The organism is Anaerovibrio lipolyticus (genome assembly GCF_021531495.1).
Classification (GTDB): domain Bacteria; phylum Bacillota; class Negativicutes; order Selenomonadales; family Selenomonadaceae; genus Anaerovibrio.
The window spans coordinates 1-21,438 of sequence record NZ_JADYTY010000003.1 but is presented as its reverse complement, the minus strand read 5'-3'; the positions used below and the strand labels follow the sequence as shown (position 1 = coordinate 21,438).

Annotated in this window: 19 protein-coding genes and 1 pseudogene; all 20 read right to left on the bottom strand. The window is 45.5% G+C overall.

The genetic code is table 11. The features are described from left to right. Positions 1-130 precede the first annotated feature (130 nt). On the bottom strand, positions 131-2,149 hold the full coding sequence (locus I6E26_RS02390; protein ID WP_235320236.1) for a SpoIVB peptidase S55 domain-containing protein: 2,019 nt from the start codon (positions 2,147-2,149) through the stop codon (positions 131-133). A 107-nt stretch (positions 2,150-2,256) separates the two neighbouring features. Beyond that, the gene (locus I6E26_RS02385) at positions 2,257-3,690 is read right to left on the bottom strand and encodes a phosphodiester glycosidase family protein (protein ID WP_235320235.1); all 1,434 of its coding nucleotides are present in this window, start codon (positions 3,688-3,690) and stop codon (positions 2,257-2,259) included. Positions 3,691-3,763: 73 nt separating this feature from the next. Then, the gene (locus I6E26_RS02380) at positions 3,764-4,207 is read right to left on the bottom strand and encodes a rod-binding protein (protein ID WP_235320234.1); all 444 of its coding nucleotides are present in this window, start codon (positions 4,205-4,207) and stop codon (positions 3,764-3,766) included. 1 nt (position 4,208) lies between these two features. After that, positions 4,209-5,327 (bottom strand): flagellar basal body P-ring protein FlgI, encoded by a 1,119-nt coding sequence (locus I6E26_RS02375; protein WP_235320233.1) that lies wholly within the window; start codon positions 5,325-5,327, stop codon positions 4,209-4,211. 38 nt (positions 5,328-5,365) lie between these two features. Next, positions 5,366-5,959: a flagellar basal body L-ring protein FlgH gene (locus tag I6E26_RS02370; protein ID WP_235320232.1), complete on the bottom strand. Its 594-nt coding sequence runs from the start codon at positions 5,957-5,959 to the stop codon at positions 5,366-5,368. A gap of 66 nt (positions 5,960-6,025) precedes the next feature. Continuing rightward, positions 6,026-6,814, bottom strand: a complete 789-nt coding sequence (gene flgA / locus I6E26_RS02365) for a flagellar basal body P-ring formation chaperone FlgA (protein ID WP_235320231.1) — start codon at positions 6,812-6,814, stop codon at positions 6,026-6,028. Positions 6,815-6,840: 26 nt separating this feature from the next. Continuing rightward, positions 6,841-7,629: a flagellar basal-body rod protein FlgG gene (gene flgG, locus I6E26_RS02360; RefSeq protein ID WP_235320230.1), complete on the bottom strand. Its 789-nt coding sequence runs from the start codon at positions 7,627-7,629 to the stop codon at positions 6,841-6,843. Between the two features lie 45 nt (positions 7,630-7,674). Then, positions 7,675-8,484 carry a flagellar basal-body rod protein FlgF gene (flgF, locus tag I6E26_RS02355; RefSeq protein ID WP_235320229.1) on the bottom strand — a complete coding sequence of 270 codons (810 nt, stop codon included), beginning with the start codon at positions 8,482-8,484 and terminating at the stop codon, positions 7,675-7,677. 46 nt (positions 8,485-8,530) lie between these two features. Beyond that, a complete protein-coding gene (locus I6E26_RS02350; protein ID WP_328227929.1) occupies positions 8,531-9,550 on the bottom strand; it encodes a rod shape-determining protein in 1,020 nt (339 codons plus the stop codon). A gap of 139 nt (positions 9,551-9,689) precedes the next feature. Beyond that, a complete protein-coding gene (locus tag I6E26_RS02345; protein WP_235320227.1) occupies positions 9,690-10,907 on the bottom strand; it encodes an ABC transporter permease in 1,218 nt (405 codons plus the stop codon). Further along, positions 10,897-11,613 (bottom strand): ABC transporter ATP-binding protein, encoded by a 717-nt coding sequence (locus I6E26_RS02340; protein WP_235320226.1) that lies wholly within the window; start codon positions 11,611-11,613, stop codon positions 10,897-10,899. The genes I6E26_RS02345 and I6E26_RS02340 overlap by 11 nt, the downstream gene beginning before the upstream one ends. 13 nt (positions 11,614-11,626) lie before the next feature. Continuing rightward, the gene (locus I6E26_RS02335) at positions 11,627-12,739 is read right to left on the bottom strand and encodes an efflux RND transporter periplasmic adaptor subunit (protein ID WP_235320225.1); all 1,113 of its coding nucleotides are present in this window, start codon (positions 12,737-12,739) and stop codon (positions 11,627-11,629) included. A gap of 14 nt (positions 12,740-12,753) precedes the next feature. Beyond that, positions 12,754-14,040: a TolC family protein gene (locus tag I6E26_RS02330; RefSeq protein ID WP_235320224.1), complete on the bottom strand. Its 1,287-nt coding sequence runs from the start codon at positions 14,038-14,040 to the stop codon at positions 12,754-12,756. Between the two features lie 174 nt (positions 14,041-14,214). Further along, on the bottom strand, positions 14,215-15,213 hold the full coding sequence (locus tag I6E26_RS02325) for a deoxyguanosinetriphosphate triphosphohydrolase (RefSeq protein WP_235320223.1): 999 nt from the start codon (positions 15,211-15,213) through the stop codon (positions 14,215-14,217). A gap of 669 nt (positions 15,214-15,882) precedes the next feature. Continuing rightward, positions 15,883-16,806, bottom strand: a complete 924-nt coding sequence (gene era, locus I6E26_RS02320) for a GTPase Era (RefSeq protein ID WP_268824761.1) — start codon at positions 16,804-16,806, stop codon at positions 15,883-15,885. Between the two features lie 81 nt (positions 16,807-16,887). Beyond that, positions 16,888-17,364 (bottom strand): annotated as a pseudogene (gene ybeY, locus I6E26_RS02315) (rRNA maturation RNase YbeY); the annotation flags it as partial. A gap of 3 nt (positions 17,365-17,367) precedes the next feature. Continuing rightward, positions 17,368-18,390 (bottom strand): PhoH family protein, encoded by a 1,023-nt coding sequence (locus tag I6E26_RS02310; protein WP_235320222.1) that lies wholly within the window; start codon positions 18,388-18,390, stop codon positions 17,368-17,370. Between the two features lie 27 nt (positions 18,391-18,417). Further along, entirely contained in the window at positions 18,418-19,158 is a 741-nt protein-coding gene (gene recO / locus I6E26_RS02305) for a DNA repair protein RecO (protein ID WP_235320221.1), read from the bottom strand. A 224-nt stretch (positions 19,159-19,382) separates the two neighbouring features. Beyond that, on the bottom strand, positions 19,383-20,585 hold the full coding sequence (locus I6E26_RS02300; protein ID WP_235320220.1) for an SEC-C metal-binding domain-containing protein: 1,203 nt from the start codon (positions 20,583-20,585) through the stop codon (positions 19,383-19,385). Between the two features lie 28 nt (positions 20,586-20,613). Further along, positions 20,614-21,171, bottom strand: a complete 558-nt coding sequence (locus I6E26_RS02295; RefSeq protein WP_235320219.1) for a hypothetical protein — start codon at positions 21,169-21,171, stop codon at positions 20,614-20,616. Positions 21,172-21,438: the final 267 nt, after the last annotated feature.

Below are 21,438 nucleotides of genomic sequence, written 5' to 3'. Positions count from 1 at the left end.
CTATTTTAGCAGGAAAAAACAAAATTTAAAAGGCTGTCCCAAAATTTCAGCCATAATACCATGCACAATCATAGTAAAATTATGTGAAAATTAACTGAAATTGGACAGCCTCTTTACTTATGGAAGTAAACTATTTTTTCTCCAGCACCTTAACGCTGGTATGAATAACATTTTCAATAATATAATCAGTAGCCAGCTTATTGACTACAGGTTTTTGATTAGGTTTCTTGACGGCCTGGGGATTCTTAGCTAACTCCTTGGCCAATTTCTGAGCCTGACGAATACTTTCCTTCAGCTCTGCATCGTTCTGAGGCACTTCTACTGTAGATTCAATGACAATATCATTATTGCAATTGCTGGACAGCATATTCTGCAGCTGAACATCTACTGTAGGCTCTTCCTCAGCAGGCTTGGCACCTGCCTCAGCGGCCTGCTGCTGAGCCAGCAGGATTTTTGCTACATTAACCAGACCACCACCGTGTACATCTAGAGCCAACTGGCCTGGCTGCTGATGCTCAGGCACCTTATATGGTACAGACAGCTTTATCTTTTCCCCACGATAAGGCTTGATGGTGGTATCAAAGGTAATTTCCTCTCCTGGCACTACCTCCTGCTTGCTAGGCACAGCAGATACCAAGGTAGCAGTTTTGCGGCCCTTATCAATGGTTACATCCACCTTAAGATCCAGCATATCTGCTTCCTTTTCCTTGTTGCCCAGAATAACCGCCAATATATCATTCAGCTCTGTTACCGCAACCTTGGCCACATCCCCATCATCATAAAACATATTGCGACGGCTAATCAGACCATCCTTGCCATAGCTGCTTCGCAGAGAAAACTGCAAGCTGGCAGTGGAAGCATCCTGTCGATCAAGAGTGGTATTAATAGAGCTGTATACTACTACTGGTGCCAGTGCCGCCAGTACCTCTTCATCGTAGGCTACCATAGTATTATAGGTTATCTCCCGACCTGTATCCTTGTCATGAACTGTAACAATCACAGGCACAGTCTGAGGGAACTGGCCTAAAATACCGCCTATGCCATCCTGTCTGTCCTGATTGACTCTGCCAATAATTCCCTGTACATTGCCCAGCTTCATACCGGAGGTGGGGCCATGTATGGTGCTGATAACATCAGCGTCTGTCATAAAATAATTTACATTGCCTCTATGGGTATAGGAATGACCAAAGGCCAAAACCCTATTGCCATCCACTGCTGTAACAGTACCCATGGAACCAAAGGTGAAGTCACCTATGGACATGGCTACACCTACAGGAGAACCAGGCTGCAAAACTGCATTAGGGCGAGCAGACATCATGGAGACTCCATTGTCCCAGGTATTATCATAATCTACCTGAATCCCCAAAGGAGACATTTTGCTCTGCAGCATCTTCAAGCCCTGTGCACCAAAACCAGAAGCAAAATAAGTAGTTTTATGCTCTAAGGGAGCTTCACTGCCACTTTCCACCTCTGCTTCTTCATTAGTGGCTGCTTCTTCATTAGTGGCTGCTTCTTCATCAGTGACTGTTTCTTCATCCTGAGCTTCTGCTCCTGCCTGCTCCTCATGTTCCTCGGACTGCGCTACAGCCTCCTCTGCAGCTTTTTCCTCAGCAGGCTCCTTGCCTTCCTTGGCCTTGGCCTCCTGGTCAGCCTGGAACTTTTCCCGCTCCGCCTTCATCTGAGCCAAATCCAGCTGGGGCATACGGGTTTTGTTTCTAGTATCTGGGTAATCCCATATTTTCAGCATATCCTCAATAGGAGTCAGCATAATCCGCTGGGTAGGATACATATCCTTGTAGCCGGCAGACAATGCGCCTGCCAACCTGCCATTAAAATAAATGGGACTGCCACTCATGCCAGAAATGGCTCCCCCGGTTTCCTCAATCAAAGGTCCAGATAGATTAACCAGGATTCTTTTGGCAGACATTTTGCTATTATCTCCCAATATGCCCACTACCTGCACATCAAAGGGGCGAATCTCTCCACTGGCATCAATTACAGTATAGCCAGTTCCCCACATACCAGGCTGCAGCTCCTTTAGCCCTATAATCTCTGGCAGGGCTGCCACTGCCACACTGCTTACCAGCAGGGCACCAGTCAAACACAGAGACACCAAACCCTTTTTTATTTTTCCTATATATCTATTCAAAAAATTCACCTCGAAAATACTTTTGCTTATCGGTAATATATCCATTATAGCCGAAAAAAAAATAATAGCAATAAGTATTTTGCTCATATACATCTAAAAATTCCTCATTATCGCCTTGTCAAAATCAAACCGCTGCCTACAGGCCGTTCACCTCCATCAGAAGGACTATTCAAAATCTGTCCCTGCAGCACCATTTCACTGGAGCCGCCTCCATCCAGATTAAAGCCATTAACTGCTCCAAATTTTTGCAGCAGCTGAGCTGTTTCTGTCAAGGTAGTACCAATACTATGGCTTTGACGACCATCTATAACCATGAGAATAATTTTGCCATCAGCCTTGATGCCCAAAGCCGTTCTAGGCGCTCTGCCCTTGGCAATATCAGAGGGAAACTGCTCCTGCACAGCCGTAACATGAAGCTGACCATTTCTTAGCAGTTCTGGGCCAGCACCTACAATGGTAGAGGCACTATCCAGCTCAGGGCCAAAATTTTCGCCAATGCTTATTTTATCTCCTATCCTAACCTTGGCGAAGGCATCCTGAGCCGTACCATGCACTGAAATCACCTGTGCATCTGTAGGAATAAAGCTATTAGCCTGATTAATAGCTATGACCTTGCCATTCTGCACCACATATTCCTTGCCAAATTCATTAGTACCAGTATAATTGCCAAAAAGGCTATTATACAGAATGGTATTATTTTCTCCTCTAGGGCAATTTACTCCTGACAAATACACCTTCTGACCAGCAATCTCTACTACCCCATAGTATTGAGATGTAGCCAGCTTCAAGGTGCCATCTGGCATAAAGCCCAGAGATGTCCTGTCGAAATAGGTGGTTCCTGCCGTCTGACCATTAATTCTCGTATTGCCAATCAAACTGCCATCCAGGGCGAAATAACCACCATTAATAGCAGCCACAGCCTGATGGGCAGATGCTATAGCCTTTAACTTCTGACGGCCAGAGGCAATGCTATCCCCTGCCAGCACCAGCTGTAAATCAAATTTGCTTCTATCTGCCTCCAGCACATAGGCTGTCAGCATACCACGGTTATCCACCCGTAAATAACGGGTATAATTCAAGCCTGGCATAATCTGCCGGGGCTGCATTTCCTCATATTCCTTCTGAATATCAATAACCAGCCTATTGGGATTGGCCATAGTATATACCTTGGCCTCCATAGGTGCCTTCATATCCACAATCAGTTGAACAGTATCACTGCCATAGGTGCCTAGAATAATATCCTTAACCGCATTGCTGCGCAGGGCAGGTGCTCCCTGCAAGGTCGTAGCAATATTATTTAGATTAACCACCAATCTGGTATCATTATTCTCTCTGTTAACACTGTAATTAGCAGCTGCACTCAAATCCAGTACAATACGCAAACGGGTATTATTATCCCCATAGCGAATATTGCTTAGTACATTCTGTGAAGTGCTTATGCCTCCTGTCGGCAGCCAATCCGGCATCTTGGCAGCCCAAGCTGAGGACAGATTCCCCACCAGCAGCATAACAGCCAGACAACTTATTAAAAGTCTTTTCATAGTACCTCCATAATATATGCAAAGAAAAGAGACTATCATCTGATAGCCTCTTCACCAAATCCACAGCAATTGGTTAGCCAGGCAGATTTATATGCTGGCCTTTGGCTTCCATAGAAGCCCTAGCCCGCTCTGCCATATCCTTCTTGGCCTGATACTGAGCTGTCAGCTGCTTGTACATCATATCTGCCAAGCCTAAGCCCCCAGCCTCACTCATGCGATCTACCATTTCTGTATCCAGCATATCCTTGAAAATCTTTTCTCCATGAGATTCCCCAAAGAGTGCATTCTCTGGCACGGTACCTCGCATTTCCTTCCACATCATTTGCATAAACATGGATTCGAAGCCACGGCAGGCATCCTTCAGCTTTTTCTGATAGGCTGGATCATCCATAGTATTCTTCTCAGCCTTGGACAGCTCCTGGGCAAAGCCTTCTGCCTTTTCCACCTGAGCCTTATTCTGAGCTTTATCAGCCATGATATTGGCTGACAGCCCCAAACCGCCAATTGTATTCATCATCTTAAATCAGCTCCAAATCTGCATGCAATGCTCCTGCTGCTTTTATGGCCTGCAGGATGGAAATAATATCTCTTGGGGTAGCGCCTACAGAATTCAAGGCTCCTACAATATCATTTACATTGGCTGTAGCTGGCAGCACAATGGAACTGCCCTTCTGCTCATTTACACTAACATCATCCTGTGGCAAAATCACTGTATTGCCATGAGTAAATGGTGGTGGCTGAATCACATCGTAGTTGCGGCCAATGTCCACAGTAATACCGCCCTGAGTAATAGCAATGGTGTCCACAGCCACATCACCGCCCATAACAATGGTGCCAGTGCGTTCATTAACCACAACCTTGGCAATATTGTCAGGGGTAACAATCAGCTCCTCCATAGTAGAAATGAAGCCTACAATATTGCTGCGATAGTAGGCAGGTACGACTACATCCACCCGGCCTGGATTAGCAGCCTTGGCAATACCACCATATTGAGCATTAATAGCCTGAGCAATTCTATTAGCTGTAGTAAAATCAGCCTTGGTCAAAGACCAGGACAAAACACCATTAGGAGCTAAATCATCATCCTCCACAGAATGCTCCACAATAGCACCATTAGGAGTGGTGCCTACGGTAGGAAAATTCTTCTGAGCAGTGTTGTTGCCTTTGCCAGCAGAAAAACCTCCTGTGGACACAGCTCCCATAGCCACGGCATAAACATTGCCATTGCCAGCCTTCAAAGGAGTCTGCAACAGAGTACCACCCTGAATGCTTTTGGCATCACCCATAGAGGAAACAGTTATATCAATGGTATCTCCCTCCCGTACAAAGGGAGGCAGGGTAGCTGTAACAATAACTGCAGCTACATTCTTTGGTTTCAAGCCACTGGTGTCAAAACCTACACCGTACTCCCGCATCATATTGCCAATGGATTGAATGGTCTGAGTCATTTTGTTGGAATCACCTGTACCATTCAGGCCTACCACCAGGCCATAGCCCATAAGCTGATTGCTGCGCACCCCCTGTACCTTGGCCACATCCTTCAGCCGTACAGAGGAATAACCTGCCGCCATAGCTGTGGCTGTTCCCAGCAGGCACAGACACAAAGCCAGACTTATTACACGCCATAACTTCTGCATATATTTCTCCTTGCCTTTCCCAACACCTATATCGGCATTTAGAACAAAATATTGAAAATCTGAGTAAGGATACCCTGACGCTGCTTGGCATTCAATGGACCCTTGCCATCGAATCTCAAGGTTGCATCTGCCACCTTGCTGGAGACAATCGTATTATCAGGGGAAATATCATCAGGACGAACTACCCCCTGCACCGTAATCTTATGCTCATTCTTGTTATTCCAAATGGACTGAGTTCCCTCAACCACCAGATTGCCATTATCCTTTACCTCTATTACAGTTACTGTTACATTACCTGTAGCTGTGTTGGTATTATTGGCATTGCCATTGGCCTTGAAGCTATCAGAGCCAGATGCCGTAGCCGCCGCCAAAAAACCAAAAATTCCTGTACCAGCACCCAGAGACTGATTACCGGATTTGGAATTGGAATTAGACAAGCTCTGGGATGTTTTGGAGCTTTCGTTAATCAAAATAGTCAGAATATCTCCCACCTGGGATGCCTTCCTATCGGAAAACAAACTATGATGGCTTCCCCACAGGCTTTCAGCACTGGTGTGAGCCGGTGCCATACCTGCCACATTCACAGCCAGCAAAGCTGCTACAGACAGACAGGCGATTTTATTTTTTTGCATATTATTCATCTCCCATCATAAGGGCTGCCTCAAACAGGTGCGCCTCCTATGCTTATAACAAGCCTATCAGGCTGCTACCTGTACATTATTTTCATCTATTACCTTGGCCCGAACCTTTCTCTTGGAAGAAATATTCTGAACCATGATATAATCTCCCCGCCGTCCCCGCTCCAAAGCTGTGCCGTCGGTTTTGATTTCTACACCGTTGACATTGGTGCAAATATTTACCTGACTATAAGGCTGAATCAAAATCTGTTCCTTCACCATGCCGCTATGAAGCACCGTACCTGCTGGAACATTGGTAGTAATCACCTTGCCTACCAAATCCTGGGGAACAGTATAACGCTCATAGGCCTTGCCCTTGTCCTCCCGCTCTGCCACCATGAGATTTTCCAGTCTGATAGGAGTTTCCTTTTGAATAGGAGTAGCAGATACTACCACCTTTTCGTAAATATGTACCCGCATACTGCATACCATATGAGCATAAGGGGCACCATCTACCAGCACCTCCACATTTACTGCGGTTAAAAGGGACTTGCGAATACCATTGGGCAAGCTGCAGCTATAGGTAATATGCCCCCAGGGCAGTCGCAAGCCTGCTGGCGCCCTTACTGCCTCCACTGTATAACGCTTATTGCCTCCCGTTGCCGCCATTTCCTGAGCAATGCAATTGGTGGCCTGCTGAATAAGATTCTCCCGCAGAATAACCTGAGGCAGCTGAGGGGTAGGCTCAATCTGAATAGCAGCCTCTACCTTGGAAAGCTGTACAAACCAAAGAGCTGGAACCTGCCTCTCAGGCAGATACCAGCACCCTATAGTTATCAAAAAGACTAACAAAAATCTGACTATAGCCATAGTCACACTCCTGATTAAATCATGCCTTAGCGCTTCAGGCCATTGGCAATCTCCAGCATACTGTCGGAGGTAGTAATAGCCTTGGAGTTGGACTCATAGGCACGCTGAGAAACAATCATATTAACCATTTCATCTACAATCTGCACACTGGACATTTCCAGACAGGACTGCAAAAGAGTACCTGTACCATCGTTGCCTGGCTGATTTACCTGGGGCTCGCCAGATGCAGCAGACTCTACAAAAAGATTCTTGCCTACAGCAGTCAAACCAGCAGGATTCAGGAAGCGAGCCAGCTCAATCTGACCTACATCCTGTGGCTGTCCATCTACTTCACAGCTAACAGCACCAGTAGGAGAAATCACTACGCTATCCAGAGTAGCATTCTCTGGGAAGGTAATTCCCTCAGTGAGAGGATAGCCATCACTGGTTACTAGATTGCGATTGGCATCAATCTTAAAGGAACCATCTCTGGTATAGCCAGTAGTTCCATCTGGCATCTGAATCTGGAAGAAGCCCTCACCCTGAATACACAAATCTGTAGGGTTGTCAGTAGTCTGTACGTTACCCTGAACAAAAATTCTATTGGTAGCACTCAAACGGGAACCCAAGCCTATCTGCATAGGAGTAGGGTACATATTGCCATCGCCGCTTTCCGCGCCGCCAGCTCTCAAGGTCTGATACAGCAAATCCTGAAACTCAGCCCGCTGAGCCTTGGCACCAGTAGTATTAACATTGGCCAAATTATGAGCCACGATATCCATCTGCTTCTGCTGTCCCTTCATACCTGAAGCCGCAGACCATAAAGAACGCATCATAGGACAAAATCTCCTTTTCTATCTCCACATAATTATTAGCAGTTATCAGCTATTGCGCCCAACCTCATTAACCGCCTTATCCAGCATTCCATCCTGTGTTACCACAGCCTTGGAGCTGGCCTCATAAGCTCGATAATTAGCAATCAGATTTACCATCTCAGATACCACCTCTGTATTGGAACGCTCCAGCACTCCCTGCTGAACGGAGCCTGTTGCCTGCTGAGGCTGCAGCTGAGGATCTGCCACACGATAAAGGCTATTTCCCTCTTTCACCATAACCTCATCCCCTCCAGGGAAGGTTACCAAGCCTAGCTGAGCCACCAGCACACCATCAGCCGTAATTCTCCCCTCTGGTGATACAGAGAACTCTGCTGCCTCTGGTGGAATAATGATATTTCTACCTCGATTATCCAGCACATTTTCACCATTTACGGTAACCAGACGGCTGCGGGCATCCCGGTAAAAATTACCATCTCTAGTATACCTCTCCCCCCGCTGGGTGGCAATCCGGAAATATCCCTCACCCTCTACAGCAAAATCCAACTGATTGCCAGTAGTCTGCAAGGAACCCTGAGTATGGTCAGTGGCTATATCTGCCACCTGTGCACCTAAGCCCAGCTCACCTACCACAGAAGCATTGGTACCTAGAGAAAATCCCTTAAAGCTGGTTACCTCCTGCTGGGTGCCAGTCTTGTCGTTAATGCGCCGCAGCAGCATTGGTTCAAAATCCATAGTTACGGCATCATCACGCTTATAGCCTGTTGTATTGGCATTAGCCAAATTATTGGCAATAGTATCAGTTCGTCTGGTTTCAGTTATCATACCAGTAGCTGCGGTGTACAAACCTCGCCACATATGCAAATCCCCCTTTGATTAACTTATCCGTTAACCTATATGCCTTTTATTTCCAAAAAGCAATACTTTTCTTGCTATCTAATTTATCAATATTTTCCAAAGCTCGACCTGTACCTAAAGCCACACAACTCAATGGATCCTCTGCCAAGCTGGTGCTAATCTGAGTTTCCTTGCGTATCAATTCATCCAACCCGTAGAGCATAGCTCCACCACCAGTAAGAATAATGCCGTGATCCATAATATCGGAAGCCAATTCTGGTGGGCATTTCTCCAATACCTCCTTGACACAATCCACAATCTGAACCACAGAAGACTCCAGAGCCTTGCTAACCTGCTCTGTAGTTACTTCAATATTCTTTGGCAAGCCTGTCAGCAAATCCCGGCCCCGAATATTCATCTTGCTGTGGCGAGCCTCTGGGAAGGCTGCCCCAACCTCCATTTTGATATTCTCGGCAGTGCGTTCACCAATCATGAGATTAAATTCTTTTTTGATGTAATCCATAATGGCTTCATCAAATTTATCACCAGCCACTCGCAGGCTATCGCTAATAACAATACCACCTAAGCTGATAACAGCCACATCTGTAGTACCGCCGCCAATATCCACTACCATAGAACCATAAGGCTCGGAAATATCCAGGCCTGCACCCATAGCTGCTGCCAAAGGCTCCTCAATCAAATAAGTGCTGCGGGCTCCAGCCTGCTCAGCAGCCTCCTGAATGGCCCGCTGCTCCACCATAGTAATACAGGAAGGAATACATACCATAATTCTAGGGCGAATCATAAAACTGTGACCAGTTACCTTCTCAATAAAATGGCGCAGCATAGACTCCGTAATATCAAAATCTGCAATAACTCCATCCCGCATGGGGCGAATAGCTACAATATTGCCAGGAGTACGGCCTATCATCTGCCGTGCCTCCTCGCCTACAGCCAAAATATTATTGGTATCTCTATCAATAGCCACTACTGATGGCTCCCGCAGGACAACGCCCTTGCCCTTAATATAAATCAGCACATTGGCTGTACCCAAATCAATTCCTATATCCATAGACATGCCAAACAATGCCGTCAACATCCTTCCGTAAAAAAACAAGATTTAATATATACTTATACCCAATAAATATATAATAAATCTTGCAAAAAAACAATGAGAAATTTTACCAATTTTAAAGAAAATTTATCTTTGCACAGGCATAAACAAATTATTCATAACGCAAAGCTTCTATTGGATCCAAACGAGCAGCCTTGCGGGCTGGCAATATTCCAAAAAGCAGGCCGATTCCCACGGAAAAGCTAAAGGATACCGCAATTGGCGCCCAGGTAATCACTGTATTAAAGCCTCCCACCTTGGCAATAATGGAAGAAATGCCACAGCCCAGGAAAATGCCAATAATGCCTCCTATAACACCAATAACCACAGATTCAATCAGAAACTGCATCATGATATTGTTGAAGGTTGCTCCCAAGGCTTTGCGAATACCAATTTCTCTGGTTCTCTCTGTTACAGAGACCATCATGATATTCATAATACCAATCCCGCCTACCACTAGGGAAATACCTGCCACACTGCCCAAAAGCAGCGTTATCATGGTGGTAGTCTGAGTCATGGTTTCCATCAGGCTGGTAAGGTTCCGTACATGGAAATCATCTTCCTTGCCTCCTACAATTTTGTGTCGCTGGCGCAAAAGAATTTCTACATCCTCCTGGACCTGATCCATATATTTGGCATTGCTCACCTGAATGCTGATGGAATTAACATAGGTAATACCCAGCACTCTCTCCTGAGCCGTAGTCAGTGGTATTATTACCACATCATCCTGATCCTGTCCCATAGATGACTGGCCTTTGCTTTCCAAAAGACCAATTACCCGAAAGGGCTGATTGTTCACCCTGATTTTTTTGCCTACAGGATTCTCGGAACCAAATAGATTTTCTGCCACAGTCGTACCAATAACAGCCACTCTTTCCCGCTTATTCATTTGTTCCTGGGTAATAAAGGAACCAGACTGCACCGACAGGGATTTGATATCCATATAACCAGGAGTTACGCCTTGAACACTGGTATTCCAGTTTTGATTACCATTAACAATCTGGTAATTGCCACTGGCATTGGGAGATACGTAATCAATATTCCGCACCTTGCTCTCTATGGCCTGGGCATCCTCATATTTCAAAGTGGTCTTAGAGCCAGCAGCCCCCCTAGGGCCGCTGCGATTGGAAGAACCAGGAGATACGATAAGCATATTGCTACCCAGGCTGGCAATGGATTCCTGTACATTGCTGCGGACACCCATACCTACAGATACCATAGCAATAACGGCTCCCACGCCAATAATAATGCCCAGCATGGTTAAAAGTGAGCGAAGCTTGTTGGCATATAGAGCTGTAAAGGCCATCAGGAAGCATTCCTTAAACAACATCCAACACCACGCCCTTTCCTTCGTCTCTGGTAATAACCCCATCCCGCACCAAAAGCTGTCTATTGGCACATACAGCAATCTCCGGTTCATGGGTTACCAGAATAATGGTTTTGCCTCGACCATGCATTTCCTGAAATATTTCCATAATTTCCTTGGTGGATTTGGTATCCAGATTACCTGTAGGTTCATCAGCCATAATAATTTCTGGATTATTTACCAAGGCTCTGGCAATGGCCACTCTTTGCCGCTGACCACCAGATAGCTCATTAGGCAGATGCTCTGCTCGATCCCCCAGACCTACCGCCTCCAAAACCTCTTGCGCTCTTTTGCGTCGCTCTGAAGCTCCTACCCCGGCATAAACCAAAGGCAGGGCCACATTTTCCAAAGAGGAAATCCGGGACAGCAGATTAAAATTCTGAAAGACAAAGCCAATATGCTTATTGCGCATCACGGCCAGCTCATCATCTGATAAATGAGCTACTTCCTTGCCCTCCAGCTCATAGGAGCCTACTGTAGGTCTGTCCAAACAACCTAGAATGTTCATCAGAGTGGATTTACCAGAGCCTGATGGTCCCATGAGAGCAGCAAATTCCCCTCGTTTTATATCCAAATTAATACCATTCAGAGCAGCCAGCTCCTGACCGCCCATCTTGTAAATTTTCTTAATATCCCTGAGACGGATAGCTATTGCATCTTTTTTATCCATAGCTAACCTCCTTTTACATTGGTGGCGGCCCACCCATATTCTTACTAGAGCCGGATTTGGATTTGTAGGTGACTACCAACTGTTCTCCATCGGTCAGCCCATCGGTAATCTCCACATATTCATCACTGTAGATGCCTGTAGAAACATACCGCTTTTCCTGCTCCTTCCCAGCAGCTACCATTACATAGGAGCCGGAGGAATCTGTTTTCAAGGCGGAAATTGGCACCACCAAAGCATTTTCCTTTTCGTCGGTAACAATATCTACCCTGGCAGTCATAGCTGGCAAAAGGAGATTATCCGGATCATCCACATCCAGAATCACATAATAGTAAATAACTGTAGGTGTACTGGTATTGGCGGAGCTGGTATTAATGTTCCAACTATTGGTAACATCAGTCTGTGAAATTCTGGACACTGTAGCGGTAAAGGTTTTGCCATTATAGGTATCCACCGTAAAAGTTGCCTTCTGGCCTACCTTTACACTGCCAATATCCGTTTCATCCACCTTGGCAATAATCTGCTTCCGGGACATATCAGCAATGGTCATAATAACAGTTGGATTGCTATTTCCCTGTACCGCCATAGTACCGGCAGATTTTGGTTCTCCTACTACCACGCCATCCATAGGAGCTGTAATAACGGTTTCTGCCAAATCAGATTCTGTCTTGGACAAAGAGCTTTCGGCTGTATCGTAATCATACTCTGCATCCTCCAGTTCCTCCTTAGATTTGGCGCCAATGGAGTAAAGATACTCTGCTCTATTATATTTGGAGCGGGTATTATTTACCTTGTAGGTAGCCTGATCCTTAGTGGCCTCGTAATCCTTGCCATCCAGAATAGCCACAGTCTGCCCCGCCTTAACTGTATCGTTTTCCTTTACCAGCACAGATTTGATTCTGGCGGTAATCTTGGAGCTAACCTCAACAGAGTCCACAGGTCTAATAGTTCCTGTAGCTGAAACCACAGATTTCAGACTTTGCCGCTGTGTTTCTACCAAATCTGCATTAATATTGGCCTTAGCGGCCTCCTGCTGACTGTTGTAATACATATAGCCACCAACAGCAGCTGCCACCAGTACAACGACCAGCACCAGCCATTTTACCTTGCCTTGTAATATTTTTGCCATATACTATCTCCTCACTAATTATCAATGGGGGCTGGCTCATTGGTGCCACCCATATCTGCTTCCAAGGCTGCCTTATAGCGGGCATAATCATATTGGGCACTGATATAATTCTGACGAGCAGTGGACAAAGCCTCCTGAGCATCGATAATATCCAGCATTATGCCTTCCCCAGCCTTGTATTTTTCCTGAGCAATAAAATAATCCTCCTCTGCCTGCTTTATGGCTGTTTCCGTAGAATTAAAGCGCTCCTCCGCTTCTCGCATACTGTTATAGTTTTTCCGCACAGACAAATCTATATCATTTTTATCCTTTTGCAGCGTAGCCTGGGCAATCTTTAGCTCTGTATTGGCAGCATCCACCTTGCCTGCTGTTACACCACTGTCAAAAATATTCCAGCTAACACCAATGGAAGCGCTATATTCATGATTGTCTCCATCTGGCAGAACCTGCTTGTTCCAGCCTGCCCCTAATGACAAATCCACTGTAGGCAGGTAGCCTGCCTTGGCATTTTTAACAGCCAATTCCTTTTGCTGCAGCTGATAGCTGTCAATCAAAAGCTCCTTTCGATTGGCCAAGGCAAAATCCACACAATCGCCTATACTGCCGGCAAAGGGAATATAGACAAAATCATCTGTCAGCTCCAATGGCTCCTGACTAGCCAAATACAAAAGATTTCTCAGGGTACTAAGATTGTTATCATAGTTATTCTTTCCCTTGATTAAATCCTGTCTGGCATTGGACAGCTCCACCTCAGACCGCAGCACCTCTACCTTGGCTTTACTGCCTGCGCTATAAAGCTGCTCCACGTTTATCAGATGCTGCTGGTATTTATTAACTGTATCCTGATAGACACCAATTTTCTTTTGCGCCTCCAGCACATCATAATAGGCCTGAATTACAGCCAGCTGAGTAGTTTCCCATTTTCTTTCTGTTTGCAGCTTGGCTATATCCACATCCAGCTCACTGCTTTTAATATTGTTCTGATGCACGCCTCCAGAATAAATTGGCAGGGAAGCAGAAATCTTGTTATTGTTACTGTTATTCCAGCCAAGATTATTGTTATCGGATCTGCCGAAGGTAGAACCAGCTGTCCAGCTAATGCTGTTCTGACCTCTGGCCTGTCGCAAACCTGCCTTGGCCTTTTCTTCCCCTAGCTGGGTAATGAGCACATCAGGATTGTTCTTTATGGCCATATCCACAGCCTCATCCAAGGACAGGGACATACAGCTGCCGATAGGCATATATCCCAGCAGGCTTCCTGTCAGCAGCCAGGCCCCCAATATAAGCTTCGCTTTTTTCATAAAAACACCGTCCTTTAGGTGAAAATTTCCATTTTACCATACAAATTTACCTCTCTAGTTTATAATATTTTTCTTAAAATAGCATTAAAAATGTTGACTAAAAAGGTTAGTTTTAGAAAAAAAGAGCACATCTGCCCCAAGGCAAATATGCTCCCTACATATATTTTAAATTTTCTAACGCACCATTTCCCCTACAGGAGGCATAAAAATATGATTGAAAAGCTGCACTGCATAGCTATCCGTTAAGCCTGCCACATAGTCCACCACTGTTTGCTGGAGGCCCCATTGCTTTTCTCTTTCTTTAAATTCCTCTGGCAAACGGCTGCTATCCTCCATAAAGTATTTGTAAAGCTGTTCCAAGACAAATACTCCCTGCCATCTTTCCCGGTCCAAGGCCTCTGAATGATAGATATTCTTAAACATAAACTGGCGAAATACATTCATTGCCTCTGTCAGCTGAGGTGAAAAAACAATATCTCCTGCCTTTTCAGATTGACAGATTACATCTGACACCATGTTGGTAATCATCTGAGAGGTTACTGTGCCAATATGGCTTTGCACCTGCTCTGGCAAATCACTTACGGACAAAAGCCCTGCCCGCATACTGTCATCAAAATCATGACAAAGATAGGCAATTCGATCCGCCCAGTGCACAATCCTTCCCTCCATAGTATAGGGAAGTACCGCCCCACTGTGATGAAGGATTCCATCCTGCACCTCCTGAGTCAGATTCAAACCTTGACCATTTTTCTCCAAATATTTTAGCACTCTCAGACTTTGCTCATTATGGGCAAAATGATTGCACAGCTTATTAAGAGCCGATTCCCCAGAATGACCAAAGGGCGTGTGACCTACGTCATGGCCCAAGGCTATGGCTTCCGTCAAATCCTCATTTAGACTAAGGCCTCTGGCAATAGTTCGGCCAATCTGAGCTACTTCCAGACTATGAGTCATTCTAGTACGGTAGTGATCCCCGGAGACAATAAAAACCTGTGTCTTATGCTTAAGGCGGCGAAATGCCTTGGAATGTAAGATTCTATCCCGATCTCTTTGGAATTTGGTGCGAAATGGACACTCCTCCTGCTGCTTATCCCTTTCAGCCTCACGGCTCTTAGCCGCCAAAGGAGACAGCAAAAGATATTCCTGATCCTCAACCCGTTCTCTAACCAGCACAACCGCCACCTACCTTTCTTATTTGCTCTCAATTTTCCCATATATATTATAGCAAAATCCAGCAAAAAAATCATTGTGACATAAAAATTGTGATTTGCCGAATACATCTTATCCACTATTAATGGCGATATGGGAGTACCCTTTCAGGCACGCTCTCGCTACTTTTCTCGCCTAGCGGTACTAAAGCTCTCATGAGGCAATTCGTGGCTAACGCCCCGAAAGCTCATGAATCGCTAAGTACCGAGGCGCGAAGAGTACCTGTGCAGGGTACTCCCATACCGCTCATTAGTGTATTCATTGAGTCTTTCCGCTTTGGCACTGTTTGTAATAACCGATTTTCTACAAAGGTAGCAGAATTATAAGGATTGACAATATCGATAAGCCTTGATGATTCGGCAACAGCCGGAGGGACATGACACTTTTGCGTCGAGAGACTCCTGCTTTTGCGCAGCAAAAGTGGCCCCGGTGGCACTTTCTATCATTATGGCCTCTGTGAATTGGCTCAGCGATAAGCGGTATTACTGCGTCAGGATAAATCATCAGATAGGGCCATTAAGTCGGACAGAGCAAAAGTCGTTATGACCGCAGGCTGTATTTCGAGAACCCACTGACATAACGACTTTCATTTCCAATATTTAGGGAAATAGGCAACTTTGCAAAGCAGAATTTTTAATCCTGAAAGCCAAAGTCTTTCAAAATATTATCTCTATTGCGCCAGTCTTTCTTTACCTTCACCCACAAATCCAAAAAGACCTTGCACCCCAAAAGCATCTGAATATCTGCTCTGGACTGAGCCCCGATTTCTTTCAGCAAAGAACCTCGCTTACCAATAACAATACCCTTTTGAGACTCCCGTTCCACATAGATAGTAGCCCGGACATACATATCCCCGTTATCTCTAGCCTTCATCTCCTCAATATCCACAGCAATAGCATGAGGGATTTCCTCTCTAGTCAGCAACAGGGCCTTCTCTCGTATCAGCTCCGCCACAATCAACCGCTCTGGCTGATCTGTCACCATATCATCTGGATAATACTGCGGGCCCTTAGGCAAATGCTTCTTTATCTCTGTCAGCAGTCCATCCAGATTGTTTTCCTCCTTGGCAGAAATAGGCACCGTAGCCGCAAAATGATATTTTCCATTGTAGCTGGTAATAATAGGCAGCAGCTGCTCCTTGTCCTCCAGCAAATCCAGCTTATTAATGGCCAACACTACAGGCTTGTTAGTAGCCTGCAAACGCTCCATAATATACTGCTCCCCAGGGCCAAATTTCTCCGTAGCATCTACCACAAAAATAATGGCATCCACTTCCTTCAAGGTTCCCTCTGCAGCCTTCACCATATATTCACCCAGCTTATGCTTTGGCTTATGAATACCAGGCGTATCCAAAAATACCATCTGAGCATCCTGCTGAGTCAGCACACACATAATACGGGTGCGGGTAGTCTGAGGCTTATCAGACATAATGGCAATTTTCTGACCAATCAGACTGTTAATCAAGGTAGACTTGCCTACATTTGGCCGGCCAATTACAGCCACAAAGCCAGATTTGTGAGTTTTGGGATCAATCTGGAATCTTGGCTCTGGTATCATATCTTCCAGCTTGATTTCCTTACCCTTGGACAGGGCAATCTGAGGCTCCTGAGCCAAAGGCAGAATCATGCCCTTGCCATCTCTGGAAATCCCCAGCTTACCCATAATGTAGCGCTGCTCCTCCTCCATTTCCATTCGCTCTTCCTCTTCCATATGGTCATAACCTAGAAGATGCAACATACCGTGAATGGTCAAAAAGGACAGCTCCCGTTCCATACTGTGTCCATATTCCTGAGACTGAGCCCAGGCTCTCTCCAAGGAAATAATAATATCTCCCAGCACCTCGGTTTCCGGCCCATCCTCAATCTCTGGCTCCTCACTGTCCACAAAGGCAAAGGAAAGCACATCTGTAGGCCTATCCAACCCCCGATATTCCTTATTCATCTGATGAATATACTCATCATTGGTCAGAGTAATGCTAACCTCGGAATTTTCCACATCATAAAGAGGGCCAATTATCTCCACTGCCCGCTTGACGATTTTTTCCAATTCCTCCAAGGTACCCATTTCCTCAGATACCTGCAGATTTTCCGGCTCTCGGCCAATAATAATTTCCATACTTTATTCTGTCTCTCCCTTTCGCTTATTATTTATAGCAATTTCTTTTTTCTGTTCAATCTTTTGCTTCTGCTCATAGGCATCATAGGCTTGAACAATTCTAGTCACCACATCATGACGAATAACATCCATAGCCTCCAGCCGTACCACGCCAATTCCCTTGACGCCATCCAGAATCTTGGTAGCCTCCACCAGCCCAGAGGTAACCCCTCGTGGCAAATCAATCTGTCCCGGATCGCCTGTTACCACCATACGGGAGCCAAAGCCCAATCTGGTAAGGAACATCTTCATCTGCTTGTCCGTAGTGTTCTGTGCCTCATCCAGAATAACAAAGGCATTTTCCAAGGTGCGCCCACGCATATAAGCCAAAGGAGCTACCTCAATTACCCCCTTGGTCATAAGCTTGGCAAATACATCCTGCCCCAGAATATCCTGCAAGGCATCATAAAGAGGTCGCAGATAAGGATCCACCTTTTCCTGCAAATCTCCCGGCAAAAAGCCCAGCTTTTCGCCAGCCTCTACAGCAGGGCGGGTGAGAATCAGCTTTTCCACCTCTCGGTTGCGAAGAGCCGCACAGGCCAGCACCACAGCCAAATAGGTTTTACCTGTTCCTGCCGGCCCCACCCCAAAGGTAATAAAGTTGTGTCGGATAGTATCCACATATATACGCTGGCCCAAGGTCTTGGGCCGTACATGACGGCCTCTGGAAGTCACCATAATGGTATCACTAAAGAGATGGTGAAGAGCCTCGCCCTTGCCGCCCTTAACCAGCCCTACGCTATAGCGTACCTCATGCATGGTAATAGTGGTACCCTGACGATGAAGATACTGCAGCTCTCGTAGGATTTTAGCTGCCGGCTGTACCTGATCCGCCTCGCCGCTAATACTAATGGCATCACCCCGACTGATAAAACGAGCATCAAAATTGTCCATCAATACCCGAACATATTCATCCCGCTCTCCCAGCAGAGCCTGAGCCTCCTGTCTATCCTGAAATTCAATAATTTCCTCTAATACCTCTCGCAATAAAGCAACCTCGTTTCTATTCCACACTTAACTAATCTGCCGGATAAATTCCAGCGATTTTAACGGTTTTTCAAATATATGATGCAAATATCCCAACAGCAGGGCCTCTGCTGCCAAAAGAGTCTTACCCTTGACAGTCAAAGCCGGAGGATTTTGCCAATCCAGCTGCAAAAGCTGTACTATCAGCTGTCTAAGCTCCTGGGGATATTCTCCCTGAGGCCCATAGCCATGACGGCTGCATTCTGAGCAAAGCCCTCCACCAGCCTCAAAGGAAAAGGTGCCATCTCCCTCCAGCCTTTTGCCACATTCGGCACAATATTGGTAGCCTAGCTGCATACCTGAAAACTCCAACAGCTGATAGGCCGCAGCCAAAGCAGCAATCCGAGGATTTCGCTCCCCAAAGGTGGAAAATATTTCCAACAACCTATTGTACATATCCTTTTGGGGAAAATTTTCTATAGCCAGCCTGCTAGCTGTTTCTGCCACAAAGGCTCCATAGGCCATAGCGGTAAAATCAGTGCTCATTACCCGATAGCTGTGCAAAAGGCTGCAACCCCGAATGGTGTCCAGCTTGTCACCCTGCTTCAACTGAATCTCCACCCGATTAAACATCTGGAGAGAACCTGCCAAAGCACTTTTGGTGCGGCGGCAGCCAAAGGCGGCAGCCTTAATAAGCCCCTGCTGTGGAGATAAAAGGGTTATGATTTTGTCTGCCTCCCCCCAATTCCTAATTCCTAGAATCAGGGCCTCAGTTGAATATTGTCCCATAGAAAATCTCACTTTTTATAACCCCTACATTGTTCAAATAAAATGCCATTGCATTTTATTTCAATGGGGTTTCGACGAGGGTGGAGATATTAGCTCCACCCTGTATTATCTAAAAATAGTCACATATAGATTATTTTACATCAATATGCCCCAAAAACAAAATTTTTTTGCTAAAAAGCCATCAGCTGACAAGAAAACCCCTGTCATACCGATGGCTTCAGCAATCAATATTCCTTTTTCAGACAGCAATTTTTGTATTTTTTGCCACTACCACAAGGACATGGCTCATTACGACCAATTTTACGGCCTGTCCTTACCACAGACTGACGAGGCATATTGGCTACTTCCTCAGGAGTATACCCCTTTAGCACCCACTGTGGCAAGGTATTATTATAGTCGCTAATCAGGGCCACCAATTCATCTGCTTCTGCCCTGTTCTCCATTACCAGTTCATGGTCCTTGAGGAAGCCCATAATTTCCTTCATGCCATAACCATTCTGGAGAATCATATTAATGCTGTTGACAGCCTCCGCTGCCTGCAGCACATCCAGCTGTTTTTGCTTCATAAAATACTGAGCCAAAGCCCGATAGGCTTCTGTGGACTCAATATAGCTTTCCTGCCCTGCATCAAACAGCTTATCATAAGGAAAATCAGCATAGTTAACCATACCCCGCTGTCTCTGAGCTGCCTGGAGAGCCTCTGGATTCATTACTGACTCATGCATCAAATCCTTTTCCGTAGTTACCACCTGGGGATACCAACAGCCACCATTGAATATAATGCCCATAAAATCAGCAAAATCCAATTCACCATCAATCTGGTCGCAAACCTTCTGATAGAGCTGGTCATAGTCAATAATGCCATAGTAATAAACCATGCCTGCTGCCAGACGCATAACCTCTGTATTGAGGTTTACGGCATCAGCATAGGCGGCGTTATTGATTTTCTCATATTCAGCCTGAATCTCCTCTGGCATATACCAAAGCATTTCTCCGTCCTGCAGGCCACAGTACAGCACACCTACTCCTCGGAGATAATCCAGACGGTAGTCCTCCTGCTGCAAATCCTTTAACAGGCCTTTATGCTGACAGGCATAGTCAAAAATATCCTTCTGCTCCTGAAAGGCACTAACAAACCAACGGCCCACAAAATTTACCACCTCTGGCTCTATGGCCGCTACCATATCTGCTTTCTTGGTGCGATTCAGATTTCCCATAGGAAGATTCAGATTATACTGAATATCCTCCAGCTCCTGCTTGGTCAAAGCCAGCAAAGCATCCTGAAGGCTCAGCTTCTCTGGCAGCTTATGACGGCGCAGGGCCTTCATTCGCTCTTTTCTCTGCTCCTCCATCAGCTGATTGTATTCAGCCTCAGAAAAGGTAAAATCCCTTTCCGTCTCAATTGTCTTTCCGTTTATTTCTGCCATTTTTACTTAACTCCATATTTTAATATTTTTACACAAGCTCTGCCTTATGCTCAGTCATGCCCTTAATACAGCAGGCCATCACATCCCCTAGGTCCATGCCCAAATCTGCTACGCCATTTTTAATAATCTCACGATTACATTTAGCCGCAAATTTCTTATCCTTGAATTTTTTCTTCAGACTTTTTACCTCCATGCCTTCCATCCCTTCTGGACGCATCAAAGAATAGGCATGAATAATTCCAGTCAGCTCATCTACCGCAAACAAGGATTTTTGCAAATTGCTGGATGGCTGCACTTCCTCAGTACAAATACCATAGCCATGAGCAATGATATTTTCCATATCTTCCTCATCCACTGGCTCATTGTTCAAAAGCTCCCGGACATGATGGCAATGCTCCTGGGGAAATTTTTCAAAATCCACATCATGAAGATAGCCAATAGCCTCCCAGTACGCTTTATCCTCCCCAAAATGCTCTGCCATAGCTCCCATAGCTGCGCTTACGGCTGCTGCATGAACAAAAAGATGCTGTTCCGTCGTATGCTTAGGCAAAATCTCTTTGGCCTGAGCCAATGTCAACATGCTCATAATATTCTTCCCTTCCAAATTATGTTTGCGTTTATTATACCTTTCCAGAAAACTAATTGCAAATTTTAGATTGTCCCCCTGCTGAACACACAAAAAGAAGCATACCAGCCTTATAGCACTCGCATGCTCCCTAATTCAAAATTCTCTTGCAATCATATAACTATTATCCTTCTATTGCTAGAGACTTAAAATCATAAATTCTGATTTGCCGAATTGCCTATCTACTCAAATATTGTAACTGAAAGTCGTTATGTCAGTGGATTCTCG

Bases quoted from the DNA above. Each gene is read 5' to 3' on its own strand.
- I6E26_RS02345 (WP_235320227.1), bottom strand. From the start codon at position 10,907: ATGTTGTTTAAGGAATGCTTCCTGATGGCCTTTACAGCTCTATATGCC.
- flgG (WP_235320230.1), bottom strand. From the start codon at position 7,629: ATGATGCGTTCTTTATGGTCTGCGGCTTCAGGTATGAAGGGACAGCAG.
- I6E26_RS02380 (WP_235320234.1), bottom strand. From the start codon at position 4,207: ATGATGAATACAATTGGCGGTTTGGGGCTGTCAGCCAATATCATGGCT.
- I6E26_RS02300 (WP_235320220.1), bottom strand. From the start codon at position 20,585: ATGGCAGAAATAAACGGAAAGACAATTGAGACGGAAAGGGATTTTACC.
- era (WP_268824761.1), bottom strand. From the start codon at position 16,806: ATGATACCAGAGCCAAGATTCCAGATTGATCCCAAAACTCACAAATCT.
- I6E26_RS02385 (WP_235320235.1), bottom strand. From the start codon at position 3,690: ATGAAAAGACTTTTAATAAGTTGTCTGGCTGTTATGCTGCTGGTGGGG.
- flgA (WP_235320231.1), bottom strand. From the start codon at position 6,814: ATGGCTATAGTCAGATTTTTGTTAGTCTTTTTGATAACTATAGGGTGC.
- I6E26_RS02375 (WP_235320233.1), bottom strand. From the start codon at position 5,327: ATGCAGAAGTTATGGCGTGTAATAAGTCTGGCTTTGTGTCTGTGCCTG.
- I6E26_RS02335 (WP_235320225.1), bottom strand. From the start codon at position 12,739: ATGGCAAAAATATTACAAGGCAAGGTAAAATGGCTGGTGCTGGTCGTT.
- I6E26_RS02340 (WP_235320226.1), bottom strand. From the start codon at position 11,613: ATGGATAAAAAAGATGCAATAGCTATCCGTCTCAGGGATATTAAGAAA.
- flgF (WP_235320229.1), bottom strand. From the start codon at position 8,484: ATGTGGCGAGGTTTGTACACCGCAGCTACTGGTATGATAACTGAAACC.
- recO (WP_235320221.1), bottom strand. From the start codon at position 19,158: ATGGGACAATATTCAACTGAGGCCCTGATTCTAGGAATTAGGAATTGG.
- I6E26_RS02370 (WP_235320232.1), bottom strand. From the start codon at position 5,959: ATGCAAAAAAATAAAATCGCCTGTCTGTCTGTAGCAGCTTTGCTGGCT.
- I6E26_RS02295 (WP_235320219.1), bottom strand. From the start codon at position 21,171: ATGAGCATGTTGACATTGGCTCAGGCCAAAGAGATTTTGCCTAAGCAT.
- I6E26_RS02330 (WP_235320224.1), bottom strand. From the start codon at position 14,040: ATGAAAAAAGCGAAGCTTATATTGGGGGCCTGGCTGCTGACAGGAAGC.